The sequence below is a fragment of the Streptomyces sp. NBC_01275 genome (genome assembly GCF_026340655.1).
Taxonomy (GTDB): domain Bacteria; phylum Actinomycetota; class Actinomycetes; order Streptomycetales; family Streptomycetaceae; genus Streptomyces.
The window spans coordinates 3336690-3356993 of record NZ_JAPEOZ010000001.1 but is presented as its reverse complement, the minus strand read 5'-3'; the positions used below and the strand labels follow the sequence as shown (position 1 = coordinate 3356993).

Here is a 20304-nt window from a genome sequence, read left to right as displayed (position 1 = left end):
ACGACGTACCGCTGACGACTACTGCGCGTCCGCCGCCTGGGCGCGCAGCGCTCGCTCCACGCCCGAGCGGGACTCCGAGACCAGGCGGCGCAGGGCCGCGTTGGGCTCGGCGGAGGCCAGCCAGGCGTCGGTCTTGGCCAGGGTCTCCTCGGAGACCTGGATCGTCGGGTAGAGGCCGACCGCGATCTGCTGGGCGATCTCGTGCGAACGGGTGTCCCAGATCGCCTTGACGACCTCGAAGTACTTGTCCGTGTACGGCGCGAGCAGCTCACGCTGGTCGGTGTCGACGAAGCCGCCGATGACCGCCTCCTGAAGGGCGTTGGGGAGCTTGTCGTCCTCGACGACCAGCGCCCACGCCTCCGCCTTGGCCTCCGGCGTCGGACGGGCGGCCCGGGCGGTCGCCGCATGACGCTCGCCGGCGGCCGTCTTGTCGCGCTCGTACTCGCCGGCGATCTCCGTCTCGTCGAACCGGCCGACCGCCGCGAGGCGCTGCACGAACGCCCAGCGCAGCTCGGTGTCGACGGCCAGGCCCTCGATCGTCTGCGAACCCTCCAGCAGGCCGTCCAGGAGGTCCAGCTGCTCCGGCGTACGGGCCGTGGCGGCGAACGCCCGTGCCCACGCCAGCTGGTGGTCGCCGCCCGCCTCGGCGGACCGCAGATGGGCCAGCGTGGCGTCGGTCCAACGGGTCAGCAGGGCCTCGCGGGTCGCCGGGGCCGCGTACAGGTCGATGGCGAGCTTGACCTGGCGGTGCAGGGACTGCACCACACCGATGTCCGACTCCTTGCCGATGCCGGACAGCACCAGGGACAGGTAGTCGCGGGTGGGCAGTTCGGCGTCCCGGGTCATGTCCCAGGCCGACGCCCAGCACAGGGCGCGCGGCAGCGAGGACTCGAAGTCGCCCAGGTGCTCCGTCACGAACGCCAGGGACTGCTCGTCGAGGCGGACCTTCGCGTACGACAGGTCGTCGTCGTTGAGCAGGATGACGTCCGGACGGCGCTTGCCGGCCAGCTGCGGTACGGCCGTCAGCTCGCCGTCGACGTCCAGCTCGATGCGCTCGTCGCGCACCAGCTTGCCGGAGTCGGCGTCCAGGACGTACAGGCCGACGGCGATGCGGTGCGGGCGCAGCGTCGGCTCGCCCTTCGCGCCCGCCGGGAGCGCCGGGGCCTCCTGGCGGATGGCGAAGGACGTGATGACGCCGTCGGAGTCCGTCTCGATCTCCGGACGCAGGACGTTGATGCCGGCCGTCTCCAGCCACAGCTTCGACCAGGTCTTCAGATCACGCCCGGAGGTCTCCTCCAGCGCGCCCAGCAGGTCCGACAGCCGGGTGTTGCCGAACGCGTGGCGCTTGAAGTACGCCTGCACGCCCGCGAAGAACTCGTCCATGCCGACGTACGCCACGAGCTGCTTCAGCACGCTCGCGCCCTTGGCGTACGTGATGCCGTCGAAGTTGACGAGCACGTCGTCCAGGTCGCGGATGTCCGCCATGATCGGGTGCGTGGACGGCAGCTGGTCCTGGCGGTAGGCCCACGTCTTCATGGAGTTGGCGAAGGTGGTCCAGGAGTGCGGCCAGCGCGACTGCGGGGAGTAGGCCTGGCAGGCCGCCTCCGCGTAGGTGGCGAACGACTCGTTCAGCCACAGGTCGTTCCACCACTCCATGGTGACCAGGTCGCCGAACCACATGTGGGCCAGCTCGTGCAGGATCGTGGCGGCCCGCACCTCGTACGCCGCGTCCGTCACCTTCGACCGGAACACGTACTGGTCGCGGATGGTCACCGCGCCCGCGTTCTCCATCGCGCCCGCGTTGAACTCCGGCACGAACAGCTGGTCGTACTTCCCGAACGGGTACGCGTAGTCGAACTTCTCCTGGAACCACTCGAAGCCCTGCCGGGTGACCTCGAAGATCGCGTCCGAGTCGAGGAACTCCGCGAGCGACGGCCGGCAGTAGATGCCCAGCGGCACCGACTGCCCGTCCTTCTCGTACACGCTGTGCACCGAGTGGTACGGCCCGACGATCAGCGCGGTGATGTACGTCGAGATCCTCGGCGTCGGCTCGAAGACCCAGACGTCGTCCTTGGGCTCGGGCGTCGGGGAGTTGGAGACGACGGTCCAGCCGCTCGGGGCCTTCACCGTGAACTGGAAGGTGGCCTTGAGGTCCGGCTGCTCGAACGAGGCGAACACGCGACGCGCGTCCGGCACCTCGAACTGCGTGTACAGATAGGCCTGTTCGTCCACCGGGTCGACGAACCGGTGCAGACCCTCGCCGGTGTTGGTGTAGGCGCAGTCGGCGACGACCCGCAGGACGTTACGGCCCTGCAGCAGCCCGGACAGCGCGATCCGGGAGTCCTTGAACACCTCGGCCGCGTCCAGCGGGTCCCCGTTCAGCGTCACCTCGTGGACGGCCGGGGCCACCAGGTCGATGAAGGACTCCGCGCCCCCTTCGGCGACGTCGAAGCGCACGGTGGTCAGGGACCGGTAGGTGCCGCCCTCCTGCGCTCCGGAGAGGTCGAGATCGATCTCGTACGAGTCAACGGTGAGCAGCTTCGCCCGCTGCTGCGCCTCTTCGCGAGTCAGGTTTGTGCCAGGCACGCGGTCATCTCCTCGTTATGTGTGGGTTGCGCCATCCTTCCACGTGATCTGCGCGGAACGCGATGTCCATTTCCCGCCGGTGGGCGGCTCGCAGGAGCGCGAGGCTGGGCGTATGACGACATACATCGCACGACCCGTCGACTCGTGGGTCCTGAAGGAACTGCGCTCCGCCGACGACGCGGGACGCCGCATGGTTCCCGTGATCGATGAGGAGGGCGGGGATCCGCTCCGCTGCTGTCTGCGCCGCAGCGAGCCAGGGGAGCGGATCGCCCTCGTCTCGTACGCCCCGCTGCGCCGCTGGGCCGCGGAAACGGGGGCCGAGCCGAGGGCGTACGACGAGCAGGGGCCGGTCTTCATCCACGCGGAGGAGTGTGCGGGGCCGCAGGACGGGGGCGGACATCCGTTCGCGGACGACCATCGCGTGGTGCGGCGTTACTCGGCCGAGGGACGCATCCTCGGCGGACGACTCGTCGCGGACCCGGACGGCGGCGACGGCGACGGCTTCGACGAGGCTTTCCGGAACGCGTTCGACGACCCGTCCGTGGCACTGGTCCACGTCCGGGCCGTCGAGTACGGCTGCTTCCTCTACGAGGTCAGAAGGAGTTAGCCCTTCAGCTCCGCCGTCACCAGCTCCGCGATCTGCACCGCGTTCAGGGCCGCGCCCTTGCGGAGGTTGTCGTTGGAGACGAAGAGGGCGAGGCCGTGCTCCACGGTCTCGTCCTCGCGGATGCGGCCCACGAACGACGGGTCCTTGCCGGCCGCCTGAAGGGGGGTCGGGATGTCGGTGAGGACGACGCCCTCGGCGTCCGCCAGCAGCTCCGTCGCGCGCGCGGCGCTGATCGGGCGGGCGAAACGGGCGTTGACCTGGAGGGAGTGGCCGGAGAAGACCGGGACGCGCACACAGGTGCCGGAGACCTTCAGGTCGGGGATCTCCAGGATCTTGCGGGACTCGTTGCGGAGCTTCTGCTCCTCGTCCGTCTCGTTCAGACCGTCGTCGACGATCGAGCCCGCGAGCGGGATGACGTTGAAGGCGATGGGGCGCTTGTAGACCTGCGGCTCGGGGTAGTCGACCGACTCGCCGTCGTGGGCCAGCTTGTCGGCGTCGGCCACGACCTTCAGCGCCTGGCCGTGCAGCTCCGCCACGCCCGCGACGCCCGAGCCGGACACCGCCTGGTAGGTGGCGACGACCAGCGCCTCGAGGCCGGCCTCGGCGTGCAGCGGCTTCAGGACCGGCATCGCGGCCATCGTCGTGCAGTTCGGGTTGGCGATGATGCCCTTGGGGCGGCGGGCGATCGCGTGCGGGTTCACCTCGGAGACGACCAGGGGCACGTCCGGGTCCCTGCGCCACGCCGAGGAGTTGTCGATCACCACCGCGCCCTGCGAGGCGACCTTCTCGGCCAGCGCCTTGGAGGTCGCGCCGCCCGCGGAGAAGAGGACGATGTCGAGGCCGGTGTAGTCGGCGGCCGCCGCGTCCTCCACCGTCACGCCGTCCAGGACCGTCCCCGCGGAGCGGGCCGAGGCGAACAGACGCAGCTCGGTGACGGGGAAGTCCCGCTCCTCGAGGATCCTGCGCATGACCGTGCCGACCTGACCGGTGGCTCCGACGATTCCGACCCTCACGGCGACTCCTCTGTGTCTTTCGTGTCTCTTTACGTGCGTGTTGCCTGGCCGAGGCCTTTCCATCATGCGGCCGACCCCGGCCCACCTGTCCAATTCTTTGCCGTGCATGCCCGAGGAATGGGACACGACCCGGGCCGGTGTGACGTACGCCTCCGAACGTTTCCGTGCGCTGTGGCGTCGTAGAAGAAACGCGGTGAGGGGGGTGGCTTGTGCTGCGCAGAAAGGCCCGCCGTGTCCAGGAGGACGACGATCCTCTGGACACGGCCCAGGAACGGCGGGTACGGGCGGTGCTCGCGCTCGGCGGGGTGCCGCAGGCGGATCTGCCGGACGGGGTCCAGCAGGTGCGGCTGCGGCTGCTGGAGCGCACCGCGAAGGGGTACGAGGCACCGCGCGACGTCTCCGCGTGGGCGGCGGTCGTCGCCTCCAACCTCGCCATGGACTGGCACCGCGCCAAGCGCCGCCAGGAACGGCTGGGGGAGCGGCTGGCCTCGCTGCGCCAGCACGAGCACCCCTCCGGCGAGGACGCCAGCGTGCTCTCCCTCGCCGTCGCCCAGGGCCTGGACGACCTGCCCGACGCCCAGCGTCAGGTCGTCGTCCTGCGGTTCTACGCCGATCTGCCGGTGCGCTCGATAGCCGAGGAGCTCGGCGTCCCGGAGGGCACGGTCAAGAGCCGGCTGCACACGGCGGTCCGGGCCCTGCGCGCCCGCCTGCACGAGGACGAGGTGGTGTGACATGCCCGGACAGGACCACGAGACGACGCCCGAGACCCCCGAGGCACCGGAGGGCGGCTACCACGGCATGGACGCGCTGATGGCCGCGATCCTGGACGTCCCCCTCTCCGAGCTCTCCGAGGAGGCCCGCGCCGACCCCGCCTACCTGGCCGCGCGCCGCTCGGCGAGGACCGACGTGGCGCTGCTGCGCGCCCAGCTGGGCGTCGTCGCGGACGCCCTGACAGGGGAGCCCGCGGCGGAACCCGCCGCGCGGCCGGCGCCCGCCCCGGTCGTACGGCTGCGCCCGCCCCGGGGCCGCCTGCGTCCGTTCGCCCTGCGCGCGGTGGGCGTCGCCGCGGCCGGCGCCCTGGTGCTCGGGGGCGGATGGGTGGTGGTCCAGGTCGGCCGGGGAGCGGCGGACATCTCCTCGGACAAGAGCGCCGCCAGCGGGGCGGGCGACGAGAAGGCCTCGTCCACCGCCGCCGCCGGCGGCGACGGGGCCCTCCTCGGCGACCCCGGCTATCTGGCCTGCGCGAGGCTCGTCGTCGAGGGCGACGTCACGGAGGTGGCACGGGTGCCGGGCACGACCCGCGAGCGTGTCACGCTGCACGTCACCCGCGCCTACAAGCCGGCGAAGAGCGCGGCCGAGGTCGACTTCGAGATGGAGCGGGACATGGACCCGCTGGTGGGCGAGGGCGACCATGTCCTGGTCGGCTTCGCGAAGGGGGCCGCCGTCCCCGACGTCTGGGCGGTCGGCGAGACCGACATCGCCGCCGAGCGGACGGCGATGGACCAGGCGCTGCCCGAGTCGGCCGACGTCGCCTGCGAGTGACGTGGCTGGACATGATGCGGCCTGCGCATGACGTGGCCTGCGCACGACGAAGGGCGGGCGCCCGTACGGACGCCCGCCCCACGCTCTTGCACGGTGTTACTAGGTGTTACTAGGTGTTACTAGGTGCTGTTGGGTGCTACGGGGTGACCTTCTCGATCGCCACACTGCCGGTGCCCGCGACGGTGCCCCGCGCGTTCACCAGCTGGACCTGGCCGAAGAAGGCCCGGCCGGCCGGCGCGGCGGCCGCCGCGGTGACGGTCGCGGAGACCGACGCCGTCGCGCCCGTGGCCAGCTTCACCGGCGTCGACGCGTCGACGGTGACGGTGCCGAGGGAGGACGAGAAGAACACGTCCCGGTAGTCGTACGCGGTGGTCCCGGCCGGGACCGCGTAGCCGACGACCTCGATGGTGTAGGTGCCGGCGGCGGGCGACGGGATGGAGACCGACTCCTCGGAGTCGCCGTCCGCGGACTGCGCGACCTGCGTGCCACTGGCGTCGTAGACCGTCAGGTCCAGGTCGGCGGAGGCGTCGGAGACGTCGCCGATGGCGACGTCGAGCGACTTGGCGCCGGCCGGGACCTCGACCGTGGTGGTCTGGGTCTCGCCGTTGGCGATGGTCGGGCGGTCCGTCTTGGCCGAGCCGAGCGGGCCGCCGGCCAGGGCGCCGTCGAACGCGGCGAACTTGTTCGTGACCTTCCAGGCGACGGCGGCCGGGGTGCCGACCTTGGCCTCGGGCACGGTCACGGTCGCCGGGTCGAACACCGCGCCGTAGACGGTGACGTCCAGCTTGTACGGGTTGTCGAGCAGCGGCGAGGTGCGACGCGACTCGACCTCGATCTCCCAGACGCCGGGCTGCGGGTCGGCGTAGGAACGCGCGTCCGGCTTGCAGCCGTTGCCGGCGAGGTAGTTGTTGTAGCAGTAGATCGTGGAGCTGTCCTCGACCGCGACGCCGTACGGGTGGATCGAGATGAACCGGGTCTGGCTCTTGTCCTTCAGCCCGCCGATCGCGACCTCCAGCGACTTGGCGCCCTCGGGCACGGTCAGGAAGTAGGACTGCGAGCTGTTGCGCTGGACGGTGGCCTTCTTGGAGAAGGTGTAGTTCACCGGGGTCGAGACGACGACCGTGTTGAGGATCTGCTTGTCGACGCCCTCGGTCTTCGGGTCGTCGACCTCGAGGATCGCGCTCTTGAGGCCCACGGACTCCGGCTTGGCCTGGATCTTGACCGTCACCGGCTTGTTCAGCGACAGCTTGACCTCGTCCGAGCCGAGGATCTTGAAGGTGCCCGCCGCGTTGTTCTCCAGGCGGAGCTCGTGGCGGATCGCCTTGTCGGCGCCGGTCGTACGGGTGATCGTGACGTCGTACGTCTTCTTCTGGCCGGCCTTGAGGCCGCCCTCACGGTCGTAGACGCCGGTGCCGAAGCCCGGAGTCTTCAGCGCGAAGTCGAGCGCGGTGTCGACCGGGGCCTTGACCGTGTACTCGTGGGCGGTGGCGCCCTTCTTGATGGACTTCCAGGCGTCCACGATGTCGATGGCGCCCGCGCCCTCCTCGTACGCCTGCAGACCCTTGATGTGGTCGGCGGTCGAGGTCAGCGCCGTGCGCAGGGTCGCCGGGGTGAGGGCGATGCCCTTCTCCTTGGCGGCGCTCAGCAGCAGCGCCGAGGCGCCCGCGGCCTGCGGGGAGGCCATCGAGGTGCCCTGGAGCATCGAGTAGCCGGCCGGCAGCGTGTAGCCCGACTCGGCGACCGGGGCGCCCGGCAGCCAGGTCTGGGTGGTGTTGATCGCGGCGCCGGGCGCGACGAGCGTCGGCGTGAAGCCGCCGTCCTCACGCGGGCCGCGCGAGGAGAAGGGCAGCAGCGCGTACTTCTTCTCCACCTGCGAGCCGTAGTTGGAGGCCCACGTCTCCTTGGAGATGGCCGCGCCGACCGAGATCACCTTGTCGGCCAGACCGGGGTCGCCGATGGTGTTCGCGCCGGGGCCCTCGTTGCCCGCGGAGATCACGAGCTGGACGCCGTAGGTGTCGATCAGGCGCGTGTACAGCTCGGCGCGCGCGTTGTTGCCGTCGTTCAGGCCCGGCAGACCACCGATCGACATGTTGACGATGTCGACGCCGCGGTTGACGACCAGGTCGATCATGCCCTCGGTGAGCGCGACGTTGGTGCAGCCCGGGCCGAAGATGCAGGCGCGGGCGGAGACGATCTTCGCGCCGGGGGCGGCGCCGTTCATCTTGCCGCCGAACAGGCCGTTGGCGGCGGTGATGCCGGCGACGTGGGTGCCGTGCTCGCTGGCGATGAGACCGATGTTGGCGAAGTCGGCGGTCTTGCCGACCCAGTCGCCGCCGTACGGGTCCATCGGCACGTCCTTGCGGATCTGCACGACGAACGGCTGGCGCTCGGCGACGTCGGTCGTCGGGTCGTCGGTGCCGAAGTACCCGATCTGGTAGCCGTCCTTGTACGGCTTCATCGCGGTGTCGTCGGTGAAGTCGCCGTTGTTGTTGACGTCGACGGTGACCGTGCCGGCCGCGGCGTCGTACAGCACGCCCCACGCGTCGGTCTTGTCGCCGTCCCGGTTGACGTCGCCCGCGGCGTCGCCGCCCGCGGTGGCCGACTCGCGGAAGAGGTTGATCTGGTAGGAGCCCGCCGGCGCCGTCCAGGTCCGGCCGCCGTAGGCGAACGTCGGCCCGGAGACCGAGGTCAGCATGGGGCGCCAGCTCAGGTCGTTGTCGACGATCGGGTCGGTCTCGGTGACCCAGTCGACGATCTTGCGCTCACCGGTGGTGGTCTTCTGCAGCGCGGGGTGCGCCAGGTCCACGCCGGAGTCGAGGATGCCGATGGTGACCCCGCGGCCGTCCGCCTTCGGGTTCTTCTTCACGAAGTCGACGGCGCCCGTCTCGAAGGACGGGTTGTACGGGTTCTCGGCGGGGGTGGACTTGCTCGGACCGGAGTAGGTCTTGGCCGTCGCCGAGGACTTGGCGCCCTTGACGGTGTCGGCGCTCGGCGTCGGGTCGTCGAGGGCGATGTCCTGCCGCAGGTCGATGGCGTGCACCGAGGACAGCTTGGCCGCGGCCGCGATGGCCGAGTCGGCCTTGCCCGTCGGGACGGTGGCGCGGACGTAGCCCAGCTTGTCGTAGGTGCGGCCCACGGAGCCGCCCTTGACCGCGTCCAGCTGCTCGGCGACCTGCTCGGTCCGGCCGGGCGCGGTGGCGACCATCATCGTGACGTTCTTGTCGCCGTCGGCCTTGGCCGCGGCGAGCAGGTCGGCGTCGTCGGAGCCGAGCTTGTCGGGGGCGGACTTCACGCCCGGGTCGGCGGCCGGAGCCTGGCCGGCGTCCGCGGAGAACGCCATGGGTATCGGTCCGGCCGCGGACAGCGCGGCCACCAGGCCCGCGGCCACGGCTATCCGGACCACGCGTCTGGCGCCCGATATCGGTTCGCGCTGGGGGGTGAAGGTCATCGGCATCCCTTGGAGGTGAACCTTGTGAGTAAAGGAGCGAGCGTCTCGTGATCAAGCCGTTCCTGCCTGATCACGGTCGTCCGGAAGGCGGTCCCGGATGACCGCAAAGCTTTACGCAAGGGACAGATGTTTGGGGATAGTTGACCGAATCGATATGGATCTATGGGGAAAACCCTCTACGAGACAGCTGTGCGAGGGTTGTTCGAGGGTTGTGCGCTTTCTATGCCGTCTATGCCGTTGCGGCCTCTGGAACGCTCCCGCGCCCCGGAATACCCGCTGCGCATCCGGGCCCGACCGGTTAACGTCCCTTGGATGCACAAGAAGTTGAGGGTGGCGGCCTACGCCGTCTGCGTCCGCGACGGCCAGCTCCTGCTCGCCCGGTCGCCGGCCCCCGACGGCACCCCCGAGTGGGTGCTGCCCGGCGGCGGCATGGAGCACGGCGAGGACCCCCTCGACACCGTCGTGCGCGAGCTGGACGAGGAGACCGGCTACCGCGTCGAGGTGACCGGCCTGCTCGGCCTGGACTCCTCCCACCACGTCTTCCCTCGCGAGGGCCTGCACGGCCCCGTGGACCACCACGGCCTCCGCATCGTCTACGAGGGCCGGGTCGTCGGCGGCGAGCTGCGCAACGAGGTGAACGGCTCCACCGACCTGGCCGCCTGGCACGACCTGGACGCGGTGCCCGACCTCGTCCGGGTACGTCTGGTCGACATCGCGCTGAAGCTGTGGCGGGAACGGCCGGTGGACGGACGGGTGTTCGTGTCCGAGAAGGCGTGACCTCCGAGGACGTGCCTCCCCGAGGACATGACCTCCGGAGAGCCGACCCCTACCCCGACGGATGAACGCTGAGTGACGGGCTCCCGGCCGTAGGGGGAGCAGTGGACGAGCAGCCGAGGGCGGCCCAGGGGGCCCGTGATCCACGTACGCGATCGGTGTGGTGCGTTGCCGAGGCGTTCACGCACAGGTCATTCCCGGTGTCGAGCATCCGGTGAGAGCGGGGTGTTCGCTGCTGCGATCGCCCCGCGTCCACTGCCGACGCGTTCGCACTCGGGGAGACCGCGCCATGTCGCGCACACGCTCTGTCACGTCCTCGTCCTCCATCCTGGGCCGCCGTACCGTCCTCGCCGCCACCGCGGCCGTCTCCGTCTCCGCGGGCGTCGGCTACGCCCTGCGGCCCACCGACAGCCAGGCGGCGCCCGCCTCCGCCACTCCGGAGACGACGAGCGCTCCGGAGGCGACGAGATCGCCCGCCCCGGTCCGGGAAGCCGCCGCCACCCGCCCTCTCGCCCCGTACACCAAGGGCACCACCCTCGCCTCCGTCGCCGCCCCGGGAACGGGTTCCGGCTACCACCGCATGGGCAGCGCCGCCGGCTGGCGCCGCGTCGTCCGGGACGATCTGGCCGCCGCCAAGACCGGCCGAGCGGGCCGCCGTACGACGCTCACCTCCTTCGTGCAGCTCACCGACCTGCACCTCATCGACAGCCAGCACCCGCTGCGCCTGGAGTACTTCCGGGCCGCCAGCGAGATCGCCTGGCGGCCGCACGAGGCGCTCACCGTGCAGGGCGCGGTGTCGCTGATCGAGCGGGTCAACTCGCTGCGGGCCGCCCCCGTCACCGGCGCCCCGCTGGACTTCGTCATCACCACCGGCGACAACACCGACAACAACGCCCACACCGAGCTGGACTGGTACCTGACGGTGATGAGCGGCGGCCGCATCACCCCCAACTCCGGGGATCCGCGCCACTACGAGGGCGTCCAGAACAGCGGGATCAACCTGTACTGGCAGCCCGACTCCACCACCCGCGACCTCTACAAGCAGCGCGGCTTCCCGCACATGGACGGCTTCCTCGCCGCCGCTCTGCGCGAGGTGCGCAGCCCCGGACTCGCCCTGCCCTGGTACTCCACCGTCGGCAACCACGACGCGATGCCGCTCGGCTGCTACGCGCACGGCGACAGCTACCTCGCCGAGTACGCCGTGGGCGGCCGCAAGCTGATGGAACTCAGCCCCGCCGAGGCCACCAGGGTCCAGCAGAGCATCAGCCAGGACCGCGACCCCAGAGGCACGGTCCTGCGCGACCTGCTGAAGTCCAAGACCCGTGCCATGCGCTCGGTCACCCCCGACGAGCGCCGGGCCCCCTACACCCCGGTCCAGCACGTCAAGGCGCACCTGGACCCGACGTACCAGGGGGCGGGCCCGGTCGGCCACGGCTACACCGCCGCCAACCTCGCGGCCGGCACCCAGTACTACACGTTCCCGATGGGCGAGAACGTCATAGGGATCAGCCTCGACACCACCGACCCCGGCGGCCACTACAACGGCTCCATCGGCACCGCCCAGCTGAAGTGGCTGGACGCGACCCTGCGCGCCCACAAGGACGTCTACGCCGTCGTCTTCAGCCACCACACCAGCGAGAGCATGTCCAACACCCGCCCCGACCCCGCGCACCCCGCCGAGCGCCGCCACGACGGCGCCGAGCTGACGGCCCTGCTCGGCCGCCACCGCAACGTGGTCGCCTGGGTGAACGGCCACATCCACCGCAACGACATCACCCCGCACCGAGGCTCCGCGGGCGGGAGCTTCTGGGAGGTCTCCACCGCCTCCCACGTGGAGTTCCCGCAGCTGGCCCGCGTGATCGAGCTGGTCGACAACAAGGACGGCACCCTCTCGATCCACACCACCCTGATCGAGTCCGCCGCCCCCCACCGCACCGACTTCACCGACCTCTCCCAGACCGGCCTGGCCGCCCTCTACCGGGAGCTTTCGGCGAACGCCCGTTCCGACGGAGCCCGCCTCGGCGGGGAGCCGCAGGACCGCAACACGGAGCTGGTGCTGAAGAAGAGCTGATCGTCCGGTGGCCGGTGGCTGTCACTTCGGTGGCGTCACCGACCGTACGAGGACATGTGACGCCACGTTCACGCATCCGAAACGTCTGTACCGCCTCATATCGGCTAACCCGCACTTCACGGGGATGGCTGGATATCGGTGCAAGGCGGGTGATCGTGTGCGCAGAGGAAACGGACTGCGGGTGCTCTCGGTCTACGAGGGGTTCTTCTCCGGAGGAGCCCGGATCGTGCACAGCGACGTGGTGCTGGGACTACGGGAAGGCGGCCAGCACCACAGGGTCCTGAGCATCCACGGCGAGGTGCACCGCGAGGCCACCCGCCAGCGGATGGAGGACGACGCCTGCTACCGCAAGCTGACGGCGGCCGACGTCGACGTCACCTCCCTCGGCCGTACGTTCGGAACCGGGGGCACGGATCCGGCCGTCTTCACCGGCCCAGAACTGGCCGACACCGCTCGGGCGACGGCCGACGCGGACGTCATCCTCTCCCTCAAGGAACAGCCCCTCGCCCTCCTCGCCCAGGCGGGCCTCCCGCGCCGCCCGGTCGTGGTCTGCCTGCACCGCTCCGACCCCGAGAACCAGGGCCGTGCCCTGGACGACCTCAAGTCCGCGATCGCCGACGGCACGGTCGCGGCGGCGGTGTGCTGCGCGGAGTCGACGAGAGCGGCGTACGAGGCGGCGGGCGTCCCGTCGGCCCTCCTCCACGTGATCCCCAACGGCGTCGACCTGATCCGCTTCCGCCCGGACGCGCCGAGAAGGCTGGCTCTCCGCACCTCCCTCGACATCCCGTCCACCGCCCCGGTGATCGTCTTCGCCGCCCGCTACGACGGCATGAAGAACGTCCCCCTGTTCCTGGCGGCGGCAAAGGCATGGCTGGCCTCGACCCCCGACGGCCACGTCCTGATGTGCGGCGCGGGCATGACGACGACCAACCCGGGCCTGGCGGGGGACATCGCGGACACGTTCGGCGACGCGGACCTGAGCGGCCTGCACCTCCTCGGCGTACGCCACGACATGGAGACGGTCTACGCCGCTTCCGACGTCGTCTCCCTCACCTCCTCCTGGGGCGAGGCGGCCCCCCTCTGCCTCATCGAGGGCATGATGTGCGGAGCCGTCCCGGTGACCACCGACGTAGGCGACAGCGCGGCGATCGTGGCAGGCCACGGGCTGGTGACCCCGCCCGACCCGGAGGCGATCGCCGGCGCGTGGCAGGAGGCGCTGGCGAACCGTTCGGGGTACGCCCCCACCCTGGCCGCCAGCCGCGAACGCTTCAGCCGCACACGCATGATCGCGTCCTACGCCGAACTGATCGACCGCGTCTATGCGGCGGGCGCGGCCCTGAGCGTCACGTCCCAGGAGGAGAGCTGAGAAACGGGCGGCCCCGCGGTCACTCTTCAGCCGACGGGTGGGCAGCCGGCCTCGCTGTCCCCCGCCGTGCCCACGGTGCCAACTGCGCCACCCCCCACGCCGCTTCCACGCCGAGGAAGAGCCACAGCACGCCCGTGGCTCCGTGGGCCAGGGCGTAGGCCATCCATGTGGTGAAGAGGGCGCGGGCCGTGCCGTCCAGGAGGCCGTGAACGGGGAGGGGGCGGGTCAGGCGGAGCAGGGCCCAGATGATCACCACCGAGCCCATCAGGTTCGCGTACAGGGTCTGGATCGGGTCGGTTTCCGGGAAGGCGCCCAGTCCCCAGGCCCGGCCCGCCGAGGACAGCAGGTCGTGCACCGTCGCGTAGGTCCACGGTGTCGCGAAACCGGAGGTGACGACGAGGTCGTACCAGGCGCTCGCGCGGACGACGCGGAGGTAGGCGGGGCGGCGGTGGGCGGGGGCGAGGAGAACGGCTGTCATGGGGCTGACGCTAAACAGTGGACTACGCTCCAAGGTCAAGCGTCACATCGAGCACCAATATCGAGAGTCACCACGACACTTGACGGAGTCTCATGCGCATCGGAGAGCTGGCCGCCCGCACGAACATGACCCGGGACACCATTCGTTTCTACGAGAAGGTCGGTCTCGTCGAGGGGCGTCGGTCGGCCAACGGTTACCGTGACTTCGCGCCGGAGACGGTGGAGTGGCTGGCCTATGTCCGCACCGCGCAGACCCTCGGCTTCTCGCTCGCGGAGATCGCGCGGCACGGTGCGGAGCTGCGCGAGGAGCCGGACTCCGCGCAGGCGCTGTCCGCGCTGTTCGAGGAGAAGATCCAGATCATCGATGCGCGTGTGGCCGAGCTCGCCGCCCTGCGCGCCGAGCTCGTCGACCGTGTCGGAACGGGATGTCCCTTGCGGGCGGCCGCGATGTGAGGAGGGGCCGCCGGGTCGGTCGACCCCGCGGCCCCTCCTCTCCCCTCCTGGTGCTGGCCCCCGGTCCCCGGGCTCCCAGCCCCCGGTCCCCGGGCTCCCAGCCCCCGGTCCCCGGGCTCCCAGCCCCCGGTCCCCGGCCCCCAGCCCTTGCCGGTCCTCGCCGGTCCTTACCGGGGCAGCACCACGACATACGCGGCCGGGTCCCGGTCGCCCGAGGCCATCAGGGCTGTGCGGACCACCGCCGCCTGCTGGTCCATCGCGTCCCTCAGCTTCTTCGGGGTGATGTGGACGACCGTGATGCCCAGGCGCTCCAGGTGCTCGCGCTTGCGGGCGTACTCCGACCACAACGCGTCCTCGTCCTGACGAGGGGCCCGAGTGTCCAGTTCCACGGCGACCGCCTGCTCCGGCCAGTAGGCGTCGAGGCCGCCCAGGTGGGGGCCGCCCGGCAGACGGAGGTCGACGTTCCATACCGGGTCGGGGAGGCCGTACTCGCTCACCATCGTGTACAGGCGGTCCTCCGCGATCGCGCGGCCCTCGGCCAGCAGGGAGTCCACCGCGTCCACCACGTGCGGGCGGTTCAGCAGCTTCGCGTTGTTCAACTCCCGTACGACCGCGGCCGGTTCACAGTGGCCGCCGCGCACCGCCTCCGACAGCAGCCGCCGAACCGTTCCCGCTTCGGTCAGCTGGGACACCGCGTCGGCCAGGGCGCGCGGCACGGGGGCGACCGGAACTCCCGTCGCCTGCTCGGGAGTCGGCAGGCTCGCCGCGCGGACGACGTGTGCGCAGCCCGCCGAGCGCAGCCGGCGCAGCCGCGGCACCAGGACGTCGATGTGCTCCAGGGACAGGAGCGGGGGCGCGGAGGTGAGGCCGTGGAGGGTGAGGGCCGCCAGGCCGGTGATCATCGCTTCCTTGTACACCGGGCGGTGCGGTCCGTCGGACTCCGGCTGGACGGGCACCCCGGCCGGTGCGGACGTCTCGCGGGCGGCGTACATCAGCACCGCGTGCAGCCGCTCCTCGCTGGTCGGCGGGCCGGCGTGGAGCAGGAACACGCCCGGGAGGAGCTGCTGCCACGGACCGCCGGGACGGCACTGCTCGCTTGCCTCGGCCGCGGAGACGCCGCGGGAGCGGAGTCGGGCCGCCGTGGTGACGCGGCGCTGTACGTCCGAGAGGTGGCGGACGGTGCGGGGGGAGGTCGGGGAGGGCGAGGGGCACGGGGTGTTGTGGGTCATGCAACGGGGATTCCGCGTCGGATCCGCCCTCTAACCGCTGTTACACGCCCGTCGACAAATCGGGACAAGCTCGCCCTAAAGGACGGTTGTTCGGATGCCGAGTAGGGGCGGAAAACCCCTGGTCCCGGAGAGGGGCGCCAGGGGTTACGGTTCCGATTGCCTGAATTGCGTAACGGTGACCGTCGGCCCAATCCATGGCCAAAGATCGGCCAAAGATCGGCTGATGAGCGGCTGGTGAACGGCCAGGGATCTCGGCCTGCCGCCGCCTCCTACTCGCCCGCCGCCTCGCCCGCCTCCCCGTCGCACGACTGTCCACGCAACCCCCGTGCCAGGTCGTCCCGCGCCTCCAGCACCAGCCGCCTCAGCGCCGGGGCCGCCGACTCGTGTGCCGCGAGCCAGGCGTCCGTCGCCGCCAGAGTGTCGGGGGAGTCCTGGAGGGACGGGAAGAGGCCCTTGACCACGTGCATCGCGATCTGGATGGACCGCTCGGCCCAGATGCGCTCGATCGACCCGAAGTACCTCTCCGCGTACGGCGCGAGCAGCTCCCGCTGGGAGGGCTGGGCGAAGCCCGCGATCGTCGCCTCCACCAGCGCGTTGGACAGCGCGTCCGACTCGACGAGCTGGGCCCACGCCTGTGCCTTGACCGCCGCCGAGGGGCGGGCGGCGAGGCAGCGGACCTGGTGGCGCTTGCCGGACGCGGTGTCGTCGCGGGCCAGTTCGGCGGCGAGCACGGCCTCGTCCGCGACCCCGTGCGCGGCCAGCGGCGACAGGAACGCCCAGCGCAGCTCCTGGTCCACCGTCAGCCCGTCGATCTTCGCCGTGCCGTCCAGCAGCCCCCGCAGCAGGTCGAAGTCGGACCCGCGCGCGGCCGCCGACGCGAAGAACCGCGCCCACGCCAGCTGGTGCTCGCTGCCCGGCTCGGCCGCCCGCAGCTCGGTCAGCGCGCCCTCGGCCAGCAGCCGGTCGCCCGTCTCCCGCCACTGCGGGGCCGCGTAGTGCACCAGCGCCGACTCCGCCCACGCGTGCAGCATCTGCAGCACGCCGATGTCGGACTCGCGCCCCGCGAACCGCAGCACCAGGTCCACGAAGTCCCGGGCCGGCAGCAGCGCGTCGCGGGTCATGTTCCACAGCGCCGACCAGCACAGGGCGCGGGCCAGCGGGTCGGTGACGTCGCCCAGGGACGAGCGCAGCGTCTCCAGGGACGTTCCGTCGAAGCGGATCTTGCAGTACGTGAGGTCGTCGTCGTTGACCAGCACCAGCTCGGGCGCCTGCGCTCCGGCCAGCTCCGTCACGACCGTACGCGCCCCGTCGACGTCCGTCTCGGCCCGCGCGTACCGCACCAGGCGGCCCTTCTCGGACCGGTACAGCCCGATCGCCACGCGGTGCGGACGCAGCTCCGGATGCGAGGCGGCCGCGTCCTGGAGCACCGCCAGCTCGCTGACCCTGCCCTCCGGGTCCAGCAGCACCTGCGGGGTCAGCGAGTTCACGCCCGCGGTCTGCAGCCATGCCCGCGCCCAGGCGCCCATGTCCCGCCCGCTGGTCTCCGCGAGGACCGCCAGCAGATCGCCGAGCCGGGTGTTGCCGTACGCGTGCCGCTTGAAGTAGCGGCGGGCGCCTTCGAGGAACGCGTCCTGGCCGACGTAGGCCACCAGCTGCTTCAGCACCGACGCGCCCTTGGCGTAGGTGATGCCGTCGAAGTTGAGCTTGGCGTCCTGGAGGTCGCGGATGTCGGCGGTGACCGGGTGGGTGGAGGGGAGCTGGTCGGCGCGGTAGGCCCAGGCCTTGCGGCGGTTGGCGAAGGTGATCCAGCCGTCGGTGAAACGGGTCGCCCCGACGAGGGAGAAGGCGCCCATGAAGTCGGCGAAGGACTCCTTCAGCCACAGGTCGTCCCACCACTCCATGGTGACCAGGTCGCCGAACCACATGTGCGCCATCTCGTGCAGGATGACGTTCGCCCGGCCCTCGTACGACGACCGCGTCACCTTGCCCCGGAAGATGTACTCCTCGCGGAAGGTCACCAGCCCCGGGTTCTCCATCGCCCCCAGGTTGTACTCGGGCACGAACGCCTGGTCGTACTTCCCGAAGGGGTACGGGTAGTCGAAGTGGTCGTGGAAGAAGTCCAGGCCCTGCTTGGTGATCAGGAAGACGTCGTCGGCCTCGAAGTAGGGCGCCAGACCCTTGCGGCACATCGCGCCGAGGGGGATCTCCAGCGTCGTGCCGTCGCCGAGGTCGCGGGAGTAGGAGTCCGTGACGTAGTGGTACGGGCCCGCGACCACGCACGTGATGTACGTCGAGATGGGCTTCGTCTCGGCGAACCGCCACACCCCGTCGGCCTGCGAGCCGACCCCGTTGCTCCACACCGTCCAGCCCTCCGGCGCCCGCACCTCGAAGCGGAACGGGGCCTTGAGGTCGGGCTGCTCGAAGTTCGCGAAGACCCGCCGGGCGTCGGCCGGCTCGTACTGCGTGTAGAGGTAGACCTCGCCGTCCTCCGGGTCGACGAAGCGGTGCAGGCCCTCGCCGGTGCGGGAGTAGGCGCACCGGGCGTCGACGATCAGCTCGTTCTCGGCGGCCAGGTCCTCCAGGAGGATCCGGGAGCCGTCGAAGACCTCGCTCGGGTCGAGGTCCCTGCCGTTGAGCGACACGGCCGTGACGCTCGGCGCGATCAGGTCCGCGAAGCTCGACGCGCCCGGCTCGGCGCAGCGGAACCGGAGCGTGGTGACCGAGCGGAAGGTGCGCGTCCCCTCAGCCGTGCCCTCGCCCGCGGCGGGCTCGCCCACGGCGGAGCGCAGGTCGAGGGACACGTCGTACCCGTCTACGGAGAGCAGGGCGGCCCGCTCCCGGGCCTCGTCGCGGGACAGGTTCTCACCGGGCACGGAGCAGCTCCCTCGGATGGTGAATCGGCATGTGGACAGGCCCGATCCTGCCATGTGCCCCTGACACCGGGCAGTCGGGAATGGGGTGGGGAGGGCCGGTGTTGCCACCGGGAAACGGCCGTATTCCGAGGAGAGTCATGTCCGAGACCGCGACCACGCCCGCCAAGACCCCCGTGGACTTCTGGTTCGACCCGCTTTGCCCCTGGGCCTGGATGACGTCCCGGTGGGTGCTGGAAGTGGAGAAGGTCCGGGACATCGAGATCCGCTGGCACGTCATGAGCCTGGCGGTGCTCAACGAGCCCAAGATCGACGAGCTGCCCGAGGAGTACCGCGAGCTGCTCGCGACCAAGGCCTGGAAGCCGGTCCGCGTGGTGACCGCGGCCTGGCAGAAGCACGGCGCCGAGGTCCTGGGCCCGCTCTACACCGCGCTCGGCACCCGCTTCCACAACAACGGCGAGGGCCCGACCCTGGAGGCCATCGCCGGCGCGCTCGCGGACGCCGGGCTGCCCGCCGACCTGATCGACTACGCCGAGCAGGAGGACTTCGAGTTCGACGCCGAGCTGCGCGCCTCCCACAAGGAGGGCATCGAGAAGGTCGGCCAGGACGTCGGCACCCCGGTCATCGCCGTGCCCGGCCCCGACGGCGAGCAGATCGCCTTCTTCGGACCCGTCGTCACCCCCGCCCCGAAGGGCGAGGAGGCCGCGCGGCTGTGGGACGGCACCCTGGCGGTCGCCTCCGTCCCGGGCTTCTACGAGATCAAGCGCACCCGCACCAAGGGCCCGGACTTCAGCAACCTGTAACACTCGCTGCGCCGAAACGCCCCCGCGAGCCGCGCTCGCGGGGGCACCATGGATGCCATGACCAAGATCGACACCTCGGTGCCGCACTCGGCGAGGATCTGGAACTACTGGCTCGGCGGCAAGGACAACTACCCGGTGGACGAGGCGGCCGGCGACGCCTACACCGACGTCTTCCCCGGCATCGTCACCATCGCCCGCAGCAGCCGCGCCTTCCTCGGCCGCAGCATCCGCCACCTGGTCCAGGAGGCGGGCGTCCGCCAGTTCCTGGACGTCGGCACGGGCCTGCCCACCGTCGACAACACCCACGAGGTCGCCCAGCGGTACGCGCCCGACGCGCGCATCGTCTACGTCGACAACGACCCTCTGGTCCTCGCCCACGCCCGCGCCCTGCTCTACTCCAGCCCGGAGGGCAGGACGGCGTACGAGGACCTCAACCTCTACGACCCCGAGAGCATCCTCGAGGCGGCCGGCCGGACGCTGGACCTCACCCGGCCCACCGCCCTGATCCTCAGCGGCATCCTCGGCCACGTCGACGGCTACGACCGCGCCCGCGACCTGGTCCGCGCCCTCCTGGCCTGCCTCCCCTCGGGCAGCTACCTCTCGGTCAACGACGGCTCCCGAGGCACCGACCCCGTCTACGAAGCGGCCCAGGACGCCTACAACGAGACCGGCGCGGTCCCGTACTTCCTGCGCCCCATCGAGCAGATCGAGGGCTACTTCGAGGGGCTGGAGCTGGTGGACCCGGGCGTGGTGTCCGTACCGCTGTGGCGCCCCGAGCCGGGCACGGACCCGGTCCCGATCGGGCAGCACGGGGGGCTGGGGCGCAAGCCCTGACATACGGGCGTGCCGGCGGACGGGCGTAGAGGTGCACGGGCGTAGAGGTGCACGGTCGTAGAGGTGCACGGTCGTAGAGGTGCACGGTCGTAGAGGTGCACGGTCGTAGAGGGACACGGGCTTAGAGGTGCACCCAGGCCCTCGCCGCCGTGGGGGAGGGGCGTGACGGGGGCGGACGGCGGCAAAACGCCGACAGTCTGGGCAGCCTCTCCGGCCCGGGGAGAGGCTGCC

Annotated in this window: 15 protein-coding genes; 9 read left to right on the top strand and 6 right to left on the bottom strand. The window is 71.1% G+C overall.

Annotation, left to right across the window (positions count from 1 at the left end; all coding sequences use genetic code 11):
- Positions 1-18: 18 nt before the first annotated feature.
- Positions 19-2586 (bottom strand): aminopeptidase N, encoded by a 2568-nt coding sequence (gene pepN / locus OG562_RS14635; RefSeq protein WP_266397468.1) that lies wholly within the window; start codon positions 2584-2586, stop codon positions 19-21.
- 112 nt (positions 2587-2698) lie between these two features.
- Here pepN (OG562_RS14635) and OG562_RS14630 point away from each other — a divergent pair, with 112 nt between their 5' ends.
- Positions 2699-3193 (top strand): DUF1203 domain-containing protein, encoded by a 495-nt coding sequence (locus OG562_RS14630; RefSeq protein ID WP_266397466.1) that lies wholly within the window; start codon positions 2699-2701, stop codon positions 3191-3193.
- Here OG562_RS14630 and OG562_RS14625 read toward each other — a convergent pair.
- Positions 3190-4206, bottom strand: coding sequence for an aspartate-semialdehyde dehydrogenase (locus tag OG562_RS14625; RefSeq protein WP_266397463.1), 1017 nt, complete (start codon positions 4204-4206; stop codon positions 3190-3192). The genes OG562_RS14630 and OG562_RS14625 overlap by 4 nt on opposite strands.
- Before the next feature lie 209 nt (positions 4207-4415).
- Here OG562_RS14625 and OG562_RS14620 point away from each other — a divergent pair, with 209 nt between their 5' ends.
- Positions 4416-4937 (top strand): RNA polymerase sigma factor, encoded by a 522-nt coding sequence (locus tag OG562_RS14620; protein WP_266397461.1) that lies wholly within the window; start codon positions 4416-4418, stop codon positions 4935-4937.
- Between the two features lies 1 nt (position 4938).
- Positions 4939-5748 (top strand): hypothetical protein, encoded by an 810-nt coding sequence (locus OG562_RS14615; protein ID WP_266397458.1) that lies wholly within the window; start codon positions 4939-4941, stop codon positions 5746-5748.
- 136 nt (positions 5749-5884) lie between these two features.
- Here the strand turns inward: OG562_RS14615 and OG562_RS14610 are convergent, their stop codons facing one another.
- On the bottom strand, positions 5885-9196 hold the full coding sequence (locus tag OG562_RS14610) for a S8 family serine peptidase (RefSeq protein WP_266397455.1): 3312 nt from the start codon (positions 9194-9196) through the stop codon (positions 5885-5887).
- 312 nt (positions 9197-9508) lie between these two features.
- Here OG562_RS14610 and OG562_RS14605 point away from each other — a divergent pair, with 312 nt between their 5' ends.
- From OG562_RS14605 to OG562_RS14595, 3 genes are all read left to right on the top strand, one after another.
- Positions 9509-9973 (top strand): NUDIX hydrolase, encoded by a 465-nt coding sequence (locus OG562_RS14605; protein WP_266397452.1) that lies wholly within the window; start codon positions 9509-9511, stop codon positions 9971-9973.
- Positions 9974-10259: 286 nt separating this feature from the next.
- The gene (locus OG562_RS14600; RefSeq protein ID WP_266397449.1) at positions 10260-12041 is read left to right on the top strand and encodes a TIGR03767 family metallophosphoesterase; all 1782 of its coding nucleotides are present in this window, start codon (positions 10260-10262) and stop codon (positions 12039-12041) included.
- Positions 12042-12222: 181 nt separating this feature from the next.
- Complete coding sequence (locus tag OG562_RS14595) at positions 12223-13407, top strand: glycosyltransferase (protein ID WP_266409264.1); 1185 nt, start codon at positions 12223-12225, stop codon at positions 13405-13407.
- A 19-nt stretch (positions 13408-13426) separates the two neighbouring features.
- Here the strand turns inward: OG562_RS14595 and OG562_RS14590 are convergent, their stop codons facing one another.
- Complete coding sequence (locus tag OG562_RS14590; protein ID WP_266397446.1) at positions 13427-13885, bottom strand: hypothetical protein; 459 nt, start codon at positions 13883-13885, stop codon at positions 13427-13429.
- Between the two features lie 92 nt (positions 13886-13977).
- Here OG562_RS14590 and OG562_RS14585 point away from each other — a divergent pair, with 92 nt between their 5' ends.
- Entirely contained in the window at positions 13978-14337 is a 360-nt protein-coding gene (locus OG562_RS14585) for a MerR family transcriptional regulator (protein ID WP_266397444.1), read from the top strand.
- Between the two features lie 167 nt (positions 14338-14504).
- Here OG562_RS14585 and OG562_RS14580 read toward each other — a convergent pair whose 3' ends face one another.
- Both OG562_RS14580 and pepN (OG562_RS14575) read right to left on the bottom strand, forming a co-directional pair.
- Complete coding sequence (locus OG562_RS14580) at positions 14505-15566, bottom strand: hypothetical protein (RefSeq protein ID WP_266397442.1); 1062 nt, start codon at positions 15564-15566, stop codon at positions 14505-14507.
- A 269-nt stretch (positions 15567-15835) separates the two neighbouring features.
- The gene (pepN, locus tag OG562_RS14575) at positions 15836-18439 is read right to left on the bottom strand and encodes an aminopeptidase N (protein WP_266397441.1); all 2604 of its coding nucleotides are present in this window, start codon (positions 18437-18439) and stop codon (positions 15836-15838) included.
- Positions 18440-18576: 137 nt separating this feature from the next.
- Between pepN (OG562_RS14575) and OG562_RS14570 the strand changes: the two genes are divergently transcribed.
- Both OG562_RS14570 and OG562_RS14565 read left to right on the top strand, forming a co-directional pair.
- Positions 18577-19239 carry a DsbA family protein gene (locus OG562_RS14570; protein ID WP_266397440.1) on the top strand — a complete coding sequence of 221 codons (663 nt, stop codon included), beginning with the start codon at positions 18577-18579 and terminating at the stop codon, positions 19237-19239.
- A 57-nt stretch (positions 19240-19296) separates the two neighbouring features.
- Complete coding sequence (locus OG562_RS14565) at positions 19297-20073, top strand: SAM-dependent methyltransferase (protein WP_266397437.1); 777 nt, start codon at positions 19297-19299, stop codon at positions 20071-20073.
- The last annotated feature ends 231 nt before the right edge of the window (positions 20074-20304 follow it).